Genomic DNA, 18,415 nt, shown 5'->3' on the forward strand with positions numbered 1-18,415 from the left:
GAAATGCAATTCAATTGATGGGCTGAGTGATGGGCTGAAAACCTACCCGATAAAATTATCTCGCAAATTCAATTTCTTGAAAAAGAAAATGGCGGAGAGAGAGGGATTCGAACCCTCGGAACGCTTGCGCGCTCAACGGTTTTCGAGACCGCCCCGTTCGACCACTCCGGCACCTCTCCGCGGCGCTTATGGGTAAGCGGGTCGTTTGGTGGCGCGGAACATAGACAAGGGAACTTCCAGCTGCAAGAGCGATTTCGGAAAATGCTGCAAGAAAATTCAACTGTATTCTGACGCTGAAAACCCGCACCTATAGAAGGTGGAACCGGGTTAGTGTGAAATAACCCGGTTCCATGTGGATACGTTGCCGCCGCGGCCTTAATGCGGGGTGTCGCCCAGAGCCGGTTCATGGTCTCCGCGATGGGCAGCCTGCAGGGCCACAGCGTGGGCGACCACCCGAACCGGAACATCGGCAGGCAGCGCGGCAGGTGTTTCGGCTTTCTGTCCTGCAGCTCTTGAAACGGGCTGTACGCGGCCCTCCAGAACCGTGCCCCAGATACCGATATTCTTCAGTTTGTCCGGCGCCACATCGTATGGGCTGTCGTCCAGCACCGTGAAATTCGCCATCTTGCCGGGCGTTATCGATCCGACTTCACTTTCAAGCTGGATGGAGTAGGCCGCATCAATTGTGATTGCTTTCAGGGCCGTGTCGAGGGAAACGGCCTGATCGGGTCCGTTCACCTTGCCATCAGCCGTCAAGCGGGTCACAGCGGACCAGACAAGCTGCAGCGGTTTGGCCGGGGCCATGGGCATGTCCGAGTGGAAGGATAGGGACAGTCCCAATCGTTCCGCCTCGCCCAGTGGAACCATTCGGGCAGTGCGCTCAGGTCCGATGCCGATCTCCGCGTATCTGTCTGCAAGCGCGGTCACATAATAGGGATTGGCGCTGACAAGCGCGCCGAGCCGCGAAGCCCGGACGATCTGGTCCGAGGCGGCAAAGCCGTAGTGAACGATAACTGTCCGATGATCATAGCGAGGGTTTCGCCGTTGGGCTTCTTCCAGATTGTCGAGGAGAACGTCCAGGCCCTTGTCGCCGTTGTTGTGGATATGGATCTGGTATCCTGCATCCCAATAGGTCTGGAAAGCGCCATTGAAGACTTCGGGGTCCATGATCCACTCGCCGTGATGCCCATCGGTATAACCGTCCCGCATTTGCATCAGCTGACTGTAGATCGCGCCATCCATGAAGAGTTTCACTTGCTTGGGAAGGTACTTCGCCCGTCCATTGCCCCAACTTGTCACGGCCTCCGTTTCCAGCAGCAACTTGTCCGGGGCGTCCGGATAGAGCCCGAAAAGCGACTTCCCGTCGGGAATGAAATAGTGGTTGAAGGGTGTAGCATCATCGCCATAGACCGAATTCACCACATTCTGCAGATCGCGCGAGAGAACGCCGCCAGGTTCAGCGGCAATGGTGATCCCGTTCCGGTGGTAGAAATCCTCGCTATATTGCAGCCCCTTTACCAGTCGCTCCGGAGTTACCATGGCAGGGGCGACTTTCTCGATCACCTTGAAGAGCCCCTGTTCCCAGAAGTGGCCCTCCTCGAAATTGGACTGCTTGGTCTGGGAAGCGGTGAAGCCGGAAACATACTCCGAAGTCACGCCATATTTTTCCATGGCTTGGCTATTCAGATAGATCTCGTGCATGGACCGGTGCCACACGATGACCGGAAAGTCGGGGGCCATTTCATCCAGCAGCGCACGGGACATCGGGCCATGAAAATAGTGATGGTAGCCCCATGTCAGAAAGGCGCTGTCGCCAGGCGTGTAACGCGCAAGTGCAGCTTTCAGGGCATTTTTGTAGGCATCTTCCGCGCGGGCGGCAGGTGCCGGACCATTGGCCGTTTCCCAGTCCTCAATCGCGATGACTGAATCGGCAACCAACATGAGGGATGTCAAAAGTGGATGTACGTGTTGTTCCACAAAGCCGGGCATGATGACCTTGTCGCGGAAGGTGTCATCGACCCTGTATTTCTGGGTGCCGGAAAGGGCTTCCAGCTCGCTGCGTAATCCAACAGCGGCGATCTTGCCACGAATGACAGCCACGGCCTCTGCGCGCGGTCTGTTTGGATCCATCGTGATGATTTCTTTTGCGACATAGATCGTCGCCTCGGGAAGGGGTTTGCTTCCAGACATCACGTCCTGCAGGGAAATGCCCTGTGCGTGAGCGGCTGAAAAGCTGGCAAGCCCCGCAGAGGCGGTGATCAGAAAACGTTTGAGCTGCATGTCAAAGGTCCAAGATGAAAGACTTGAAAGCTGTCGCAAAAGGTCAATGGCAAAAAATGCACGAAAAGGGTGCGGATTGGCCTGATACACGACAAGGATGCTGCTGTTTTACCGGCAGGTCAACGGTGAGGAGGATTTCTCCGCAGTGTTCGGGTTTAGAAGATTGACTCGGGCGCGGGGTAGGGTGTAAGGAACCCGACTGTAACTGGCGGGATGGGCTACATCTCGCCTTTTGTGCTGTTCGAGGCCCTTATCTCCTGAGCGGACTGATCGCTAAAGTCGGACCATCAGGTCGATAACAAAAGACTGTTCCTTCACCAAGGGCAGCGCCGAAGAACGCAAGAACGAAAAGAAGGACGTGCGAGACATGTTCGCAGTAATCAAGACTGGCGGTAAGCAATACACCGTCGCTGCAGATGACGTTTTGAAGATCGAAAAGCTGGAAGCCGAAGCCGGTTCCACTGTAACTTTCGACGAAGTACTGGTTGTTGGCAATGGCACCGACACCACGATTGGCGCTCCGACCATTGAAGGTGCGACTGTTGTGGCTGAGGTCGTCGAGCAGGGTCGCAACCGCAAGATCATCATTTTCAAGAAGCGCCGCCGTCAGAATTCCCGGCGCCGCAACGGCCACCGTCAGGCCTACACCCTCGTCAAGGTCACTGACATCCTGACCGGTGGCGCGAAGCCGGCCAAGAAGGCTGCGCCGAAGAAGGCCGCGCCGAAGGCTGAAGAAGCCAAGGAAGAAGCAGCTGGCGAAGACCTCGCTCCGCTCTTCACTGCGCCGGAAGGCAAGGCCGACGATCTGAAGAAGATCTCCGGCGTTGGTCCGGTTCTGGAGAAGAAGCTGAATGCTCTGGGCATCACCACCTATGAGCAGGTCCTGAACTTCTCTGCTGATGACATCGCCCGCGTTGACGAGGTCCTGAACTTCAAGGGCCGCATCGAGCGTGACAACTGGATCGAACAGGCCAAGGAACTGGCTGGCAAATAAGCCGCCGTTTCAAACGCTGAAGCTAACGAAATAATCGAGGAGTACCCTCATGGCACATAAAAAGGCAGGCGGTTCATCCCGTAACGGTCGCGATTCCGCGGGCCGCCGTCTCGGCATCAAGAAGTTCGGCGGCGAAGCTGTCGTTCCGGGCAACATCATTGCGCGTCAGCGCGGCACGAAGTGGCATCCGGGCACGGGCGTTGGCATCGGCAAGGATCACACCATCTTCGCAACCGTCGAAGGCAAAGTGACTTTCCAGCCGAAATCCAACGGCCGAACCTTTATCAACGTGCTTCCGGTAGCGGAAGCAGCGGAGTAACGCCGACGTGTCACGAAAACTCGCCGGCGCCCCATAAGGCCCCGGAGAGCACGACACGACCAGTCAGAGTTCAAGGGGGAGATGGGGTGCCGTCTTCCCCTTTTGCTTTGAGCCCTGACTGGAGGAAAACATGGTTGTCGAAAGTGATGGTTTACTAGACGAAAGCTGTCTGGGTGCGGCCCCGTTGCCGCAGGAAGCGGTTCGCGTGAAGCTCGATGTGCCGGGCGCGGACGATATTGCGGATCTGGTGTTTTTGGCCAACAACCGAAAGGTTGCGGTCAACCTGCTCCAGCAGCCGTATCCCTTCACGATGCAGGATGCCAAGGCGGTGATCACCCGCGCCGAGGCGGCGCATCGCGGCTCGGCAACCTTCGCAATCCGCCTCAAGGCGACGGGACGTCTGATTGGCCTCTCGCGCTATTGTCGGCTGGAGGGCGGCGGGCCGGTTCATATCGGCTACTGGATCGGCGAACCGTTCTGGGGCAATGGCTATGCGACGGAAGCGGTTCACTCGCTTGTGGACCATGCCTTCACCCATTCCGATACAGAAGAACTGACGGCTGCCTGCCGCGTGACCAATGCCGCGTCCCGCCGGGTCCTCGTCAAGTCAGGCTTCCAGTATCGGGACCAGAGCATGATCCGCTCCGTTGGGGCGGGAGGGTCGGTCCCCATTGAAAGATACGGGCTGGAGAAGCCGGTCTGGGGAGCTCTCAAGGCCTGGGGGAGGTTGCAATGACCCTTTCCCGGATCACGACACGTCGTTTGGTCCTTCGTCCAATACGCATGGAGGATGCTGCGGCAATGATCGAACTTGGTGGGAAAGACTTCGAAGTCGCCCGCTGGATGACGTCGTTTCCCTGGCCTTACGAGGAAGGGGCCGTCGAGGGCTTTCTTCAGTCGGTGCTTGGCGAAGGCGCGGCGGCAAATGCGGCGGTATTTGCCATCACCCTCGGCGGTATCTTCATCGGGTTGGTGTCGATAGAGGTCCCGGGCGAACTTTCCGGAGAGGGGATTGATCATCCAACCATCGGATATTGGCTCGGTCGGCCTTTCCAGGGTTTTGGCTATGGCAGTGAAGCGGCGCAGGCTGCGGTTGAATGGGGATTTGAAAACCATACATGTGATGCCATCGCAGCCCGTGTCTTCGAGGACAACAAGGCGTCGCGCGGGCTGTTGAGAAAACTCGGTTTCAAGCCGTTCGGCAAGACGCAGCGCTACTCCAGAGCGCTGGATCGTAAAATTGACAATGTTGTCGTGTGTTTGACGCGCAATGATTTTGACATGCAAAGGGCAGTGGCATGACAAACGTGCAAATCAGGACGGAGCGGTTGGTCTTGCGCCAGCCGAAGGCGTCCGACATTCAAAAGTACGAAGAGTGGCTTGGTGACTTTGAAGTCTCCAGGATGCTTGCCCAGGTACCCTATCCTTACGACATGGAGGCGGGAAAGAAACGCCTTCGGCAGGTGATGGAGTGGTGGGAAAAGCCCTCCACTGCGCCCGAACTCGTGTTTCATATTGACTATAAGGGCCAAATGATTGGTGCCGTGTCCTTCAAGGCATTGCATGAAACACCCGATATCGGGTATTGGCTTGGCCGTCCTTTTTGGGGGCAGGGGTTCATAAGCGAGGCCGTGGCCGCAGCGATTGACTGGCTCTTCCAGACCACAGACCATGAGATGGTCTTTGGTACGGCAATGGAAGAGAACGAGAATTCGATCAATGTGCTGACCAAGTGCGGCTTTGAAATGATTGGCCGCAGCGCAAGCATGAGCTTGGCGCGCGGTGATTTTGTACCCGACATCGTGATGAAGCTCACACGGAATACGTTCTCGGCGCTCAAGGTGGCGTAGGGACGACTGGAAAGACAATAAGATGAAATTCCTCGACCAGGCCAAGATCTACGTGCGATCGGGCAACGGCGGCGCAGGCTGTGTATCCTTCCGGCGCGAGAAATATATCGAGTACGGTGGACCGGACGGCGGCGACGGAGGTCGTGGCGGGGATGTGATCATCGAATGTGTCGATGGCCTCAACACTCTGATTGATTATCGATACAAGCAGCATTTCAAGGCCGGGACCGGGATCCACGGCATGGGCAAGAACCGCACCGGGGCGGATGGCGAGGATGTCATCCTCAAGGTGCCGGTCGGGACCCAGATCCTTGAGGAAGACAACGACACGATCATTGCAGACCTCACCGAACTGGGGCAGCAGGTCAAGCTGCTCAAGGGCGGCAATGGCGGCTTCGGCAATGCCCACTTCAAGTCCTCGGTCAATCAGGCGCCGCGCCGGGCAAACCCGGGTCTTGAAGGCGAGGAAAAGTGGATCTGGCTGCGGCTGAAGCTGATCGCCGATGCGGGGCTTGTTGGTTTGCCGAATGCAGGCAAATCGACCTTCCTTGCAACGGTGTCTGCGGCAAAGCCGAAGATTGCCGACTATCCCTTCACGACGCTGCACCCGAATCTCGGTATCGTGCAGATCGACAATAACAGCTTTGCAATGGCCGATATTCCGGGCTTGATCGAAGGCGCGCATGAAGGCACAGGCCTTGGCGACCGCTTCCTCGGTCACGTGGAACGCACACGCGTGCTGCTTCATCTGGTCGACGGGTCCAATCAGGATGATCCGGGTGAAGCTTACCGTGTGGTGCGCGGCGAGCTGGCTGCCTATGGCAATGGCCTGACGGACAAGCCGGAAATCGTCGCCCTGTCGAAATGTGATGCCTTGACCGATGACGTCATCACGGAAAAGGCCGCAGCCCTTGAAGCTGCTTGCGGGCAAAAGCCCCTGATCCTGTCTTCGGCAAGCCGTCGGAATGTCGATACGGCCCTTCGGATGATTGTCCGCGCCATTGACAAGGACAAGGAAGATGCTGCCAATCAGGTGCCTTCGCAACAGGAAGAGGGATGGCATCCGTAATGAGTAGCGCTCGTCGCTTGCGCGGACATGACCGCATTGTGGTCAAGATCGGCTCTGCGCTTCTGGTCGAGAAAGGATCATTAAAGCGCGAGTGGCTTCAGGCCCTCGTGGACGATGTCGTGTCTCTGGCCGAGAGTGGTTCGGAAATGCTCATTGTCTCTTCCGGCTCGATCGCGCTTGGACGGGGAATTCTGGGATTGCCTTCCGGGCCTTTGAAGCTTGAAGACAGTCAGGCGGCGGCATCCGTTGGCCAGATTGCATTGGCGCAAGCCTATTCCGAGGCACTTGCGGGCCACGGCAAGAAGGCCGGTCAGATTCTTCTGACCCTCGGTGACACGGAAGAGCGCCGTCGTTACCTCAATGCGCGCGCAACCATCGGCACCTTGCTGCGCATGGGAGCGGTGCCGATCGTCAACGAGAATGATACGGTCGCGACCTCTGAAATCCGCTATGGCGACAATGATCGTCTGGCAGCGCGCGTTGCGACAATGGCAAGCGCGGACTGCCTTGTTCTGCTGTCTGATATCGATGGCCTCTATACGGCGCCACCGGCAGATAATCCGGACGCGATTTTCCTTCCTGAAGTTCCGCGCATTACCCGCGAGATTGAATCCATGGCCGGCAGTGCCGGATCGGAGCTGTCTCGCGGTGGTATGAAAACGAAGATCGAGGCTGGCAAGATCGCCACCTCCGCTGGCACCTCCATGGTCATCACCAGCGGCAAGGCGCTTAACCCGCTGAAGCGTCTGGACGAAGGCGCAAGATGTACCTGGTTCCCGGCGCTGGCCTCTCCGGCAAGTGCCCGCAAGGCGTGGATTGGCGGACATCTGGAGCTCAAGGGCGAAATTCATCTGGATCAGGGGGCCGTCAAGGCCCTGCTGTCGGGCAAGAGCCTGCTGCCAGCCGGTGTAACTCGGGTTGACGGCCAGTTCGGGCGCGGCGATGCGGTGACCCTTCGTGGGCCGGATGGCGGTCTGATTGGCCGCGGTCTGATTGCCTATGATCAATCGGAAGCTGTGCTGATCGCAGGACGGAACAGCCGGGAGATCGAGACGATCGTCGGCTATCCGGGCCGGGCGGAAATGATCCACCGCGATGATCTGGCGGTGGAAGATGCGTTATTGGCTTAGGGTTCGACGGGACGGGTCGAAAAAACGGGACTGAGGGCAATGTTGGACAAGGTTGAAGCAGTAGACGTGACGGAGTTGATGGCGGAGCTGGGTCGTCGTGCCCGGGCCGCGACCCGGACACTTGCCACTGCCCCAACTGAAGCCAAGAACGCGGCCTTAAAAAACATGGCCTCTGCCATGCGGGCCGCCACGCCAGACATTCTGGCTGCCAATGCCATCGATCTTGAAACCATGCGCGCGAATGGCCAGACGGATGCCTTCCTCGACCGTGGCACACTGACGAAGGAGCGTGTCGAAGCTATTGCCAAGGCGCTTGAAGATATTGCCGAACTGGATGATCCGGTTGGAACCGTGATTGCAGGATGGGATCGCCCCAATGGCTTGCATATCGAACGTGTCCGCACACCACTTGGCGTGATCGGCGTGATTTACGAAAGTCGCCCGAACGTTACCGCGGATGCTGGCGCCTTGTGCCTCAAGGCAGGCAATGCGGTGATCCTGCGCGGCGGGTCGGATACGATCAATTCCAATCGTGCAATCCATGCGGCCTTGCAGAAGGGGCTTGAGCAAGCCGGTCTGCCGGGAGACGCGATCCAGATCGTGCCGATTGCCGACCGTGCTGCCGTTGGCGAAATGCTGAAGGGCCTTGAAGGCAATCTCGATGTGATTGTCCCGCGCGGTGGCAAGAGCCTGGTGGCCCGTGTGCAAACGGAAGCTCGGGTGCCGGTCTTTGCCCACCTTGAAGGGCTGGTGCATATTTTCATCGACAAGGCGGCAGACCTTTCCAAGGCGAGGGACATTGTCCTGAATTCCAAGCTGCGTCGCACCGGGATCTGCGGTGCGCTGGAGACCTTGCTGGTGGATGAAAGCCTTGCAGACAGCTTCCTGCCGGAGCTTATGGCTGCTCTTCAGGAAAAGGACTGCTGCATTCGGGGCGATGCTCGGACCCAAACTGTCGGAAACGGCATCGAGGCGGCGACCGATGAGGACTGGACGACCGAATATCTGGACAAGATCCTGTCGGTAAAGGTGGTCTCCGGCCTCGATGAGGCCATGGACCATATCGCTCGTTACAGCTCCAGCCACACCGACTGTATCATCACCGAAGATCCGGCAGCGGCTGAAACCTTCCTGAACGAGGTGGATTCGGCGATTGTCCTGCACAACGCATCGACACAGTTTGCAGACGGCGGCGAATTCGGCATGGGGGCTGAAATCGGCATTGCCACGGGCCGCATGCATGCCCGCGGTCCGGTGGGTGTCGAGCAGCTGACCAGCTTCAAATACAAGGTGCGTGGCTCTGGACAAACGCGCCCATGACACTTTCCTTCGTCTCGGAGAGCGTGGACCAGGCCTGGTTGACGTTGCCACATGCCGAAGCGGGAAACCGGATCGGCCTGTTCGGCGGGTCTTTCAATCCTCCCCATTCCGGGCATCTGCTGGTTGCCGAGACAGCGCGCAAGCGTCTGGCTCTGGATCAGGTCTGGTGGCTGGTCACACCGGGTAATCCGCTCAAGGACCATTCCCATCTTGCGCCGCTGGCACATCGCTTGGAGATGACTTCAACGCTGGCAAGTGGCCCGCACATGAGGGTAACAGCCTATGAGCAAGTGCTTGGGTCGCCCTATACGGCGCGGACCGTGGACATGCTGAAGGCGAAACGGCCGAACCTGCGTTTTGTCTGGCTCATGGGAGCAGACAATCTGGCCACTTTCCATCGCTGGCAGGATTGGCGCTCGATCCTTGCGCAGGTGCCGGTGGCGGTGGTCAATCGCCCCGGAGCAACGCTCTCGGTTCTGTCGGCGCCCATGGCCCGAGCCTTTGGGTCCTGCCGTCTTCCGGAGAAAGACGCTGCCCTTTTGCCGGATCTGATGCCGCCGGCCTGGACTTTTCTGCACGCGCCGCTTGACGAGACCTCATCGACTGCATTACGGCGCAGCTGAGGCATCCGTCAGGGGACGGAAAACCATTGCGAATACTGCTTGTCTTGAAAATGCCAAGGTAAGCGAGGTATCATGAATGCGACCGCAGGCTGTGCGGTCGAGGTACGGTCAACCGGTTTTGTCCCTGTTCCAGGCTCCAAAATTCCGGAGAACAGGTGACAGGAGACAGAACGGACATGAAAGCGAAAGGCGATTCCACTGACCATGACCTTTGAAAGTGAGGGGGCTTCAATGTCCGCTCCTCATCAGGCAACCGTAAGCGAACTTGCGGCTGATCTGCTCGATACGGTCCTCTCCAGCCTTGACGGCTCCAAAGCAGAGGAAATCGTTACCCTCGACATCGCTGGAAAAAGCTCCCTGGCCGATCACATGGTGATCGTGTCCGGTCGCTCCCATCGTCACGTCGGTGCGATTGCGGACCATCTCCTGCGCGACTTGAAAAGCGCTGGGGTTCGTTCTGCAACCGTTGAAGGCCAATCAGCATGTGACTGGGTTCTCATCGACGCCGGAGATGTGATCGTACACATCTTCCGTCCGGAGGTGCGCGGCTTCTACAATCTTGAAAAGATGTGGGCGCCCGAGGAAGAACAGGCACCGCAGTTTATAGGCTGAACCAGGCAGGGCAGGTCTGCGGACCTGTTGATGCCCGCGAGAGCCAAGCTTGGACCCGGCCATCCGGCCGGGCGGTAGGAAATGCGCCTGAAAATCGGATGCATCGGACGCTTGAAGGCCGGTGCCGAAAAAGACCTTTTTGACCGCTACATCGACCGGGCCCGCAAGGCCGGTCGCCCGATCGGGGTAGGGGACGTCACCCTTCTGGAGCTTCCCGAAAGCCGGGCTGGTCGAGCGGCAGATCGCAAGCGCGAAGAAGCCGCAAACCTTCTGTCCCAACTCGATGCGCGCGCGCGTCTCGTTGTTCTCGACGAGAACGGGAAATCACTGTCGAGCGAAAGCTTTAGTGAAAAGGTCTTTTCGTGGGTTGATGAAGGGGTCGGCGAAATCGTTTTTGTTATCGGCGGCGCGGACGGGCATGGCGAGGAGGTCCTGCAGAGGGCGGACCTGAAACTCGCCATGGGGGCAATGACATGGCCGCATCAACTCGTTCGCATCCTGCTTACCGAACAGATTTACCGCGCAATTACCATTCGTTCCGGGCACCCTTACCACCGGAGCTGAATGCGCCGGGCGAACTGCCTGCCTTTCGCCGTAATCCCCCCGCACAAAATCATTGGAAACCGCTTTGTTTGCGGGCTGTCGGTATCGTTCTCCACGACGAAGGCCGATAGCCTCGGATATGGTAAACGCTTCGTTAATTTTGGTGCGCCATAAATTCGGTATGAATCACGAGCATCGCATCAGCAAGGGCATGAAGAACCGGTGGCTATCCCGGGCATTGCCGCTTGTCCTGTGTGCCGCCATACCGATTTTTGCCGTGGGGCAAAGAACGGCAGCGGCAACGGAAGTGCTCGAAGTGCCGGATGTGGCTCCGGAATCCGAATCAGATGCGGCCAAGGCAGAGATCAGAAAACAGGCTCGGGAAGCGGAACTTGCCGCGCTATCACGCGATATTGAACTGTCGACGGATGCGCAGGGCACCATCGAGCGGGAAATCGCGCTGATAGACCGTGACCGTGAAACGTTGAATGCGCGCATCATCAGCACCGCAGACAGCGTCAAGCGGATCGAGACTGACCTGACCGACACGGAGCGCCGACTTGGCACGTTGGGAGAAAATGAGGATGCGATCCGTCAGTCTCTCAATGCGCGCAGAGGCGTTCTTGCCGAAGTGCTTGCCGGGTTGCAGAAACTCGGCCGCCGCCCTCCGCCCGCTCTGGCAGTTCGTCCCGATGACGCTCTTTCTGCGGTCCGCACTGCCATCCTCCTCAATGCCGTCATGCCGGAATTGAAGCTGGAGACAGAAGCGTTGGCAGCAGATCTGGCCGAACTCAGCCGGCTTCGCACAAGCATCGCTGCCGAAAAGGATCGGCTGCGTGGTGATGCCCTTCGTCTTGTGGAAGAGCAGTCCCGGCTTGAGCTGCTGCTCAGCGCAAAGCGCAAGGAGCGCGAAGCAACGGCGCAGAACCTTGCTGCGGAAAAGCAGAAGGCGCAGGAACTCGCCGAGAAAGCAGCAAGCCTCAAGGAGCTGATTTCGGACCTGGAAAAGGAAATCGCCAGCGCGCAGAAGGCCGCCGAAGAGGCGCGACTGGCTGCGCTCAACAAGGCGAACACGCCCGCAGACATGGCGAATCCCTTCAGCGATGCAGGTCGGCTCGCTCCGGCAGTTGCCTTTGTGGACGTGCAAGGAAAGCTTCCTTTCCCGGTTTCCGGCGCACTTTTGCGTGATTATGGTGAAGAAGACGAATTCGGGAACTTGACTGAAGGACAATCCATTTCCAGCCGTGTAGGATCGACGGTAACGTCACCTGCCGATGGATGGGTTGTTTATGCCGGACCTTTTCGGTCCTTTGGCCAGCTCTTGATCCTGAATATGGGCGATGGATACCATGTGCTTCTGGCCGGTATGGACCGGATAGATGCAGAGCTTGGTCAATTTGTTCTGGCGGGTGAGCCTGTTGGTGTCATGGGGACAACCAAGTGGGCGAGCGCATCGACTATTGGGTTGGGTTCCACTCAGCCCGTCCTATATGTAGAATTTCGGAAAGACGGACGTGCAATTGATCCTGCCCCGTGGTGGGAAAGCACTGAAAAAGAAAAGGCACGCGGATGATACGGAAAGCTTCCCTGCTGCTCGCCGGCACCCTGATCGGGGCTGTAGCAGTCACGACACTGTCACAAATTCCCTTCCGCGTATCCGACGCGGCTAATGCAGCCCAATCCGACACCTACAGGCAATTGAACCTGTTTGGTGATGTGTTTGAACGTGTGCGCTCCGACTATGTCGAGGTTCCAGACGACGCAGAGCTCATCGAAAGCGCCATCAATGGCATGCTGACGTCGCTCGATCCGCACTCAAGCTACATGTCTCCGAAAAGCTTCCGCGACATGCAGGTGCAGACCCGTGGCGAGTTCGGGGGACTTGGTATCGAAGTCACCATGGAAGACGGACTGGTGAAGGTCGTGTCTCCGATCGATGAGACACCTGCAGCCAAGGCGGGCGTTCTGGCTGGCGATCTGATCACCTATATTGATGGTGAGCAGGTGCAGGGTCTGACGCTCAATCAGGCCGTTGAAAAGATGCGTGGCCCGGTCAATACGGACATCATCATCACGGTTCGCCGGGCTGGCGCTGCAGACCCGATCGAGATCAAGATCACCCGCGACATCATCCGCATCCGTTCGGTTCGCTGGCGTGAGGAAGGCGATGTCGGCTATGTCCGCGTGACCCAGTTCAACGAGCAGACCTTCGACGGCTTGAAGAACGGTATCGAGGAAACCAGCAAGAATATCGGCAAGGACCTCAAGGGCTACATCATCGACCTGCGCAACAATCCGGGTGGGTTGCTCGATCAAGCCATTGCAGTGTCTGATGCCTTCCTCGATCGTGGCGAAATCGTTTCCACGCGCGGGCGCAATGCTGACGAAACCCAGCGTTACAACGCACGTGGCGGCGACCTCACGGATGGCAAGCCAGTTATCGTTCTGGTGAACGGCGGTTCTGCCTCCGCGTCCGAAATTGTTGCGGGTGCACTTCAGGATCACCGCAGGGCAACCATTCTCGGTACCCGGTCCTTCGGTAAGGGTTCCGTCCAGACGATCATCCCGCTGGGAGCGAACGGCGCGATCCGCCTGACCACCGCGCGCTACTACACCCCGTCTGGAACATCGATCCAGGCCAAGGGCATTACGCCGGACATCGAGGTTCTGCAGGATCTGCCTGAAGAACTGATCGGCCGCGCCGAAACCAAGGGAGAGGCCGGTCTTCGTGGTCACCTGGAAGGTGAAGATGCTGCCGAAGGCAAGGAAGAATCCGGTAGCCAGGCCTATGTCCCGGCTGATCCGGCTGAAGACAAGCAGTTGCAGCTCGCGCTTGATCTGTTGCGCGGTGTGCAGGTGAACAGCGCATTTCCGCCTCTCGCGGATGGCGCAACGGCAGTCCCCAACTGATTGGGATCATGAAAGCCGCGCCGGACCCCCGGTGCGGCTTTCCAGTATGCGTTTCATATTCGAATTGACTCAGATAGCTGCAGTTGCAGCAGACGCAGGACGCCCTTTTACGCCATGGCGAATGAAGATCTCTCAGCTCCACTAGGCCTCGGAAAACGCCGATTTCTGCGCCTCCCTTTCGGTTTGATCGGGGTCGGCATCATTTCGGTTGTTGTAACCACCGGGCTGATCTGGATGGGCGTTGTCGAAGATCCTCTGGGCGGGGAACCGAAAGCTGTCGTTCCGCTGAGTATTTCCAATGACGGTCTTGCGACCCGCGATATTGAAGTTGTCGAGATCAGGCCGGCTCTGGATGGAGCAGGCGCGCCAAGTGAACGGCGAAATCGGGGAGGGGTTGATCTTGGCCCCCGCTACAATCTGATCGATCAGACTGCTCTGCAGCAGGCCGGGAACGGGTTATCCAACTATCCGGACCCCCGCGTCATGGAGCGCTCGGGCTATGGGTTCCTTCCGAGAGTGGATTCAGAAGGCGTCCGTCCGCTTGATGCCTATGCCAGACCGTTTGAAACCGACTTTTCCTCGATCCCGAAAATCGCTGTTGTAATCAACGGCCTCGGATTGAGTGAGGCCGGTACGCAAAACGTGATTGATCGCCTGCCGGTCGATGTAACGCTCGGGTTCAGCCCATACGGCGCCGATCTTGATCGCTGGATGCAGGATGCCCGTTCGAAAGGGCATGAGTTGCTGCTGTCGGTTCCCATGGAGCCGTTTGATTATCCGGATAATGATCCGGGCCCGCATACCTTGCTTGTGAGCCTGTCTCCGACAGAACTGACCGAGCGACTGGCCTGGATCATGACGCGCATCACGAATTACGTGGGCATCATGCCTGACATGGGCGCACGCTTTACCTCCACTCGCACCTCCCTGCAGCTGTTCATGGAAGGATTGCGGGATCGCGGTCTGATGTTTGTCGACAACGGCGGGTCTTCCCGTTCGGTTGCCGGGGAGATCGCGTCGGAAACAAAGACGCCGTTCAGCGGTGTGGATGTCGTGCTGGATGCCGTTCCCCGTGAAGATGAAATCAATGCCAAGCTTCTTCAGCTTGAAGGTCTTGCCCGTGCGCGTGGTATAGCCGTTGCCACCGGCTCGGCGCTGCCGGTCACCGTTCGCCAGATCGAGCGATGGGCGCAGGGACTTGAAGAGCGGGGCCTGTTGCTGGTCCCCATCAGCGCAACAATCGACAGGTAGATTTGACGTGAGTAGTGATTGGCTCGGACCTGACTTTCCCAAAGGTATAGGAGAGCGGAGCTACCGCCCCTGCGTCGGTGTTTTCCTGATAAACCGCGACGGACTTGTCTGGATCGGAAAGCGCGATGACGGCAGCGGAGAGTCTGCCTACGAATATTCATGGCAGATGCCTCAGGGCGGGATCGACAAGGATGAAGATCCACAAGAGGCCGCGTTCCGGGAACTCTACGAAGAAACGTCCGTAAAATCGGTCTCTCTTCTGGAGGCTGCCCCTCAGTGGTTTGCCTACGATTACCCCCCTGAAGTTGCGGCAAAATCCCGAAAGGGAAAACATTGCGGTCAGGCACAGCGCTGGTACGCCCTTCGATTTGAAGGAAACGACAGTGAAGTCGATATTCTGAACCCACCAGATGGGCATTCTGCCGAATTCGGCGAGTGGCGTTGGGAGCGGGCGGAAAACCTTCCCGGCCTGATCGTGCCCTTCAAGCGCCCTGTCTATGAGGCGGTGGTGCAAGCCTTTTCTCATCTAACAGCTTGACTTGACGTCCAAATTGTCCTGCCATCCTGAAAAGGTTTGGGAGGACCGGTGTGACATTTGACCTTACGGGCAAGCGGATACTCATAACAGGTGCATCGAGCGGCCTTGGGGCTCACTTTGCACATGTCTGTGCAGCTAGCGGCGCTTCCGTTGCCATCGCCGCACGGCGCGCCGATCGTCTTGCAGCGCTCGCCAGGGATCTTGAGGCAGCCGGGGCGGAAGCTGTCTCCATCCACACCCTGGATGTCACCGATGAAACCTCCATCAACACCTGTGTCACCGAGGCGGCCACCGCATTGGGCGGACTGGATGTGCTGGTCAACAATGCCGGCACCGCCCGAGACGGCTCGCCGTTGAACCAGACCGCTGCAGACTTTGACGCGGTGATGGATGTCAATCTGCGCGGTGTCTGGCTGATGGCCGTTGCCTGCGGCAGGTACTGGCGGCAGAGCGATACACCCGGTTCGATCATCAACACTGCGTCCGTCCTCGGCGAGCGGGTGGCATCCGGGGTTGCCGCCTATTGCGTCTCCAAGGCCGGGGTCGTGCAGATGACCAAGGCGCTTGCACTTGATCTGGCGCGCCACAACATCCGCGTCAACGCGCTGGCTCCCGGCTATTTCGAGACCGAGATCAATGCCGGTTTTTTCGAAACCGAAAACGGCCGGAAGATGATCAGCCGCATCCCGATGCGCCGGATCGGGAATTACGAAGAACTTGATGGCCCGTTTCTGCTGCTCGCAAGCGATGCCTCCCGCTATATGACGGGGACAATCATTCCGGTTGATGGCGGGCATCTGGTTTCATCCATGTAAGGGAGGCTGACATGGACTTCACTCTTTCGCAGCGCGCAGAAGACTTGCGCCAACGTGTGCGCAGTTTCGTGGCCGAACATGTCCTGCCTCTGGAAGCGGACCCTGCATCCTATAACGAGTTCGAAAACATCCGCATGGACCTGCGCGATACCTTGCGGGAAAAAGCAAGAGCAGCAGGCCTTTGGGCACCACAAATGCCGGAGGGCCGTGGCGGACTGGGCCTGACCATGGTCGAGCAGGCGGTTTTCTACGAAGAAGCCAATCGCTCCATCTTTGGACCCGCCGTCTTCAATTGCGCCGCTCCGGACGACGGCAATATGCGCTGTCTTGAGATGGTGGCGAGCGAAGCACAAAAAGCCAAATGGCTTCAGCCGATTATCGATGGCAAGGTCAATTCGTCCTTTGCGATGACGGAGCCGCACCCAGGCGGTGGGTCGGATCCTGGCATGATCCAGACACGAGCCGAGCGACATGGCGATGTCTGGAAGGTCCATGGCCGTAAATGGTACATCTCCGGCGCCGCAGTCGCGAAGCACTTCATTCTCATGGCCAGAACCGACCCGGATCCGGAGGAAAAACGCCGACATTTGACGGCTTTTCTGTTTCATGCAGACAGCCCCGGATGGCGGATCGTGCGTCGGATCGGAAATATGGGCCCGGACGAGCATGGCGGCGTGTGTGAACTGGAATTCGACGGGCTTGAAATCCCGGATGAGGACCGACTCATGGAGATTGGGGACGGCTTGCGCCTGACCCAAATTCGTCTGGGTCCGGCGCGCCTGACACACTGCATGCGCTGGCTCGGTCTCTCAAAACGCTGCATGGAAATCGCGCAGGATTACGTCTCAAGTCGTGAAGGGTTTGGCATCAAGCTGGCGGACCGGGAATCGGTTCAGCTCACCCTTGGCGAAGTAGCGCATGACATTCAGATTGGACGCCTGCTGACCATGCACGCAGCCTGGAAACTTGATCAGGGCGATCGGGCACGCAAGGAAGTCTCATCCGCGAAAATCCATGTCGCGGACACGCTGTTCAAGGCCGTCGATACCGCTATCCAATTGAATGGAGCGAGAGGGTATTCGACCGACACAATTCTTGAATGGGTCTATCGTTATGCCCGTGCCGCGAAGCTGGTGGATGGGGCGTCCGAGGTTCACAAGATGGTGCTGGCCCGCTTCTATGGCAAGGAAAGCAGCGACTATTGGCAGTGGGGTTGAGCAAGGACGCGATGTGACCTGATGGAACGCTTGCCTCCCTATGACCTGATCGATTTGCGGCTGCTTGTTGCTCTGGCCGAGCACAGGCATTTTGCACGGGCCGCGGAGGCCTGTGCGCTTTCCCAGCCAGCCCTGTCATCCCGCATTCGCAGGCTGGAAACGGCACTGGATACGCCGCTCATCTTTCGCGGCAAACGTTTTGAAGGCTTTACTCCGGAAGGGGAAAAGGCGCTGGAATGGGCGCGGCGTATCCTGTCCGATTGCTCCGGTCTTGTTCAGGACCTGAAGGATGACGTCGAAGGACCGAAGGGAATCCTGCGATTGGGGGTCGTCCCGTCTGCAACACCATATGCCGGTCAGCTCAGCGGAGCGTTCGTCAGTCGCTATCCCAATGTGAAGGTTCAGGTCCTGTCCATGTCCTCAAAGGCACTGGATGCGGGAATAGTCGACTTTTCGCTGGATGCCGCGATCACGTATCACGAGGCGCCCACCAAGAAGGTGGGCAGCATTATCCCGCTCTTTGAAGAGACCTATTGTCTGGTGGCCCGACCGGAGGTGGTTGGCCGGGGCGCAGGACTGATGACATGGGAAGACGCGGCCAAACTGCCGCTCTGCCTTTTGACTGAGGACATGCAGAACCGGCGGATCATTGATCAGGTGTTCAACACTGTTGGATGTTCCCCGGAGCCGCGGTTCGAAGCCAACAGTTTCAACGCGCTTTTCGCGCTTGTGCGCCGACACGCCTTTGCCACCATCTTGCCCCGTGTCCAGATAGATGCCGGTCTGACGGATGATCTGGGTGTGTGGGATCTGGTTGCTCCGGTTCACAAGAGCTTCATCGGGCTTGCTGTCGCGGACCGCGATCCGATGCTGCCGGTGACCCGGGCACTTGTCGATTTCCTTGCCAAGAATACGCTTGGTTGATTTGCTGGGCTTATTACGTC

The 18,415-nt window shown here is 58.2% G+C and carries 19 protein-coding genes and 1 tRNA gene; 18 read left to right on the forward strand and 2 right to left on the reverse strand.

Annotation, left to right across the window (positions count from 1 at the left end; all coding sequences use genetic code 11):
• Positions 1–89 precede the first annotated feature (89 nt).
• Positions 90–179, reverse strand: a tRNA-Ser gene (locus F0155_RS14615).
• A gap of 196 nt (positions 180–375) precedes the next feature.
• Positions 376–2,280, reverse strand: a complete 1,905-nt coding sequence (locus F0155_RS14620) for an amidohydrolase (RefSeq protein WP_150525278.1) — start codon at positions 2,278–2,280, stop codon at positions 376–378.
• A gap of 367 nt (positions 2,281–2,647) precedes the next feature.
• Here F0155_RS14620 and F0155_RS14625 point away from each other — a divergent pair, with 367 nt between their 5' ends.
• From F0155_RS14625 to F0155_RS14710, 18 genes are all read left to right on the forward strand, one after another.
• Entirely contained in the window at positions 2,648–3,274 is a 627-nt protein-coding gene (locus F0155_RS14625; protein ID WP_150525279.1) for a 50S ribosomal protein L21, read from the forward strand.
• Between the two features lie 49 nt (positions 3,275–3,323).
• Entirely contained in the window at positions 3,324–3,593 is a 270-nt protein-coding gene (gene rpmA / locus F0155_RS14630; protein WP_150525280.1) for a 50S ribosomal protein L27, read from the forward strand.
• 130 nt (positions 3,594–3,723) lie between these two features.
• Complete coding sequence (locus tag F0155_RS14635) at positions 3,724–4,329, forward strand: GNAT family N-acetyltransferase (RefSeq protein WP_150525281.1); 606 nt, start codon at positions 3,724–3,726, stop codon at positions 4,327–4,329.
• Complete coding sequence (locus tag F0155_RS14640) at positions 4,326–4,895, forward strand: GNAT family N-acetyltransferase (protein WP_150525282.1); 570 nt, start codon at positions 4,326–4,328, stop codon at positions 4,893–4,895. The genes F0155_RS14635 and F0155_RS14640 overlap by 4 nt, the downstream gene beginning before the upstream one ends.
• Positions 4,892–5,443, forward strand: coding sequence for a GNAT family N-acetyltransferase (locus tag F0155_RS14645; RefSeq protein WP_150525283.1), 552 nt, complete (start codon positions 4,892–4,894; stop codon positions 5,441–5,443). The genes F0155_RS14640 and F0155_RS14645 overlap by 4 nt, the downstream gene beginning before the upstream one ends.
• A gap of 22 nt (positions 5,444–5,465) precedes the next feature.
• A complete protein-coding gene (obgE, locus tag F0155_RS14650; protein ID WP_150525284.1) occupies positions 5,466–6,512 on the forward strand; it encodes a GTPase ObgE in 1,047 nt (348 codons plus the stop codon).
• Complete coding sequence (gene proB, locus F0155_RS14655; protein ID WP_208999293.1) at positions 6,512–7,642, forward strand: glutamate 5-kinase; 1,131 nt, start codon at positions 6,512–6,514, stop codon at positions 7,640–7,642. Before obgE ends, proB begins: the two co-directional genes overlap by 1 nt.
• A gap of 39 nt (positions 7,643–7,681) precedes the next feature.
• Entirely contained in the window at positions 7,682–8,962 is a 1,281-nt protein-coding gene (locus F0155_RS14660; RefSeq protein WP_150525286.1) for a glutamate-5-semialdehyde dehydrogenase, read from the forward strand.
• Positions 8,959–9,585 carry a nicotinate-nucleotide adenylyltransferase gene (locus F0155_RS14665; protein WP_150525287.1) on the forward strand — a complete coding sequence of 209 codons (627 nt, stop codon included), beginning with the start codon at positions 8,959–8,961 and terminating at the stop codon, positions 9,583–9,585. Before F0155_RS14660 ends, F0155_RS14665 begins: the two co-directional genes overlap by 4 nt.
• Before the next feature lie 231 nt (positions 9,586–9,816).
• Entirely contained in the window at positions 9,817–10,197 is a 381-nt protein-coding gene (rsfS, locus tag F0155_RS14670; protein WP_150525288.1) for a ribosome silencing factor, read from the forward strand.
• A gap of 81 nt (positions 10,198–10,278) precedes the next feature.
• Positions 10,279–10,761: a 23S rRNA (pseudouridine(1915)-N(3))-methyltransferase RlmH gene (gene rlmH / locus F0155_RS14675; protein WP_150525289.1), complete on the forward strand. Its 483-nt coding sequence runs from the start codon at positions 10,279–10,281 to the stop codon at positions 10,759–10,761.
• Between the two features lie 160 nt (positions 10,762–10,921).
• On the forward strand, positions 10,922–12,313 hold the full coding sequence (locus F0155_RS14680; RefSeq protein ID WP_244303521.1) for a murein hydrolase activator EnvC family protein: 1,392 nt from the start codon (positions 10,922–10,924) through the stop codon (positions 12,311–12,313).
• Complete coding sequence (locus F0155_RS14685) at positions 12,310–13,650, forward strand: S41 family peptidase (RefSeq protein ID WP_150525290.1); 1,341 nt, start codon at positions 12,310–12,312, stop codon at positions 13,648–13,650. Before F0155_RS14680 ends, F0155_RS14685 begins: the two co-directional genes overlap by 4 nt.
• Positions 13,651–13,764: 114 nt before the next feature.
• The gene (locus F0155_RS14690; protein ID WP_150525291.1) at positions 13,765–14,901 is read left to right on the forward strand and encodes a divergent polysaccharide deacetylase family protein; all 1,137 of its coding nucleotides are present in this window, start codon (positions 13,765–13,767) and stop codon (positions 14,899–14,901) included.
• A 7-nt stretch (positions 14,902–14,908) separates the two neighbouring features.
• Positions 14,909–15,439 carry an RNA pyrophosphohydrolase gene (locus F0155_RS14695; protein WP_150525292.1) on the forward strand — a complete coding sequence of 177 codons (531 nt, stop codon included), beginning with the start codon at positions 14,909–14,911 and terminating at the stop codon, positions 15,437–15,439.
• 50 nt (positions 15,440–15,489) lie between these two features.
• The gene (locus F0155_RS14700; RefSeq protein ID WP_150525293.1) at positions 15,490–16,254 is read left to right on the forward strand and encodes an SDR family NAD(P)-dependent oxidoreductase; all 765 of its coding nucleotides are present in this window, start codon (positions 15,490–15,492) and stop codon (positions 16,252–16,254) included.
• An 11-nt stretch (positions 16,255–16,265) separates the two neighbouring features.
• A complete protein-coding gene (locus F0155_RS14705) occupies positions 16,266–17,471 on the forward strand; it encodes an acyl-CoA dehydrogenase family protein (RefSeq protein WP_150525294.1) in 1,206 nt (401 codons plus the stop codon).
• A 21-nt stretch (positions 17,472–17,492) separates the two neighbouring features.
• A complete protein-coding gene (locus tag F0155_RS14710; RefSeq protein ID WP_150525295.1) occupies positions 17,493–18,395 on the forward strand; it encodes a LysR substrate-binding domain-containing protein in 903 nt (300 codons plus the stop codon).
• The last annotated feature ends 20 nt before the right edge of the window (positions 18,396–18,415 follow it).

This window comes from Roseibium sediminis, assembly GCF_008711325.1.
Lineage (GTDB): Bacteria > Pseudomonadota > Alphaproteobacteria > Rhizobiales > Stappiaceae > Roseibium > Roseibium sediminis.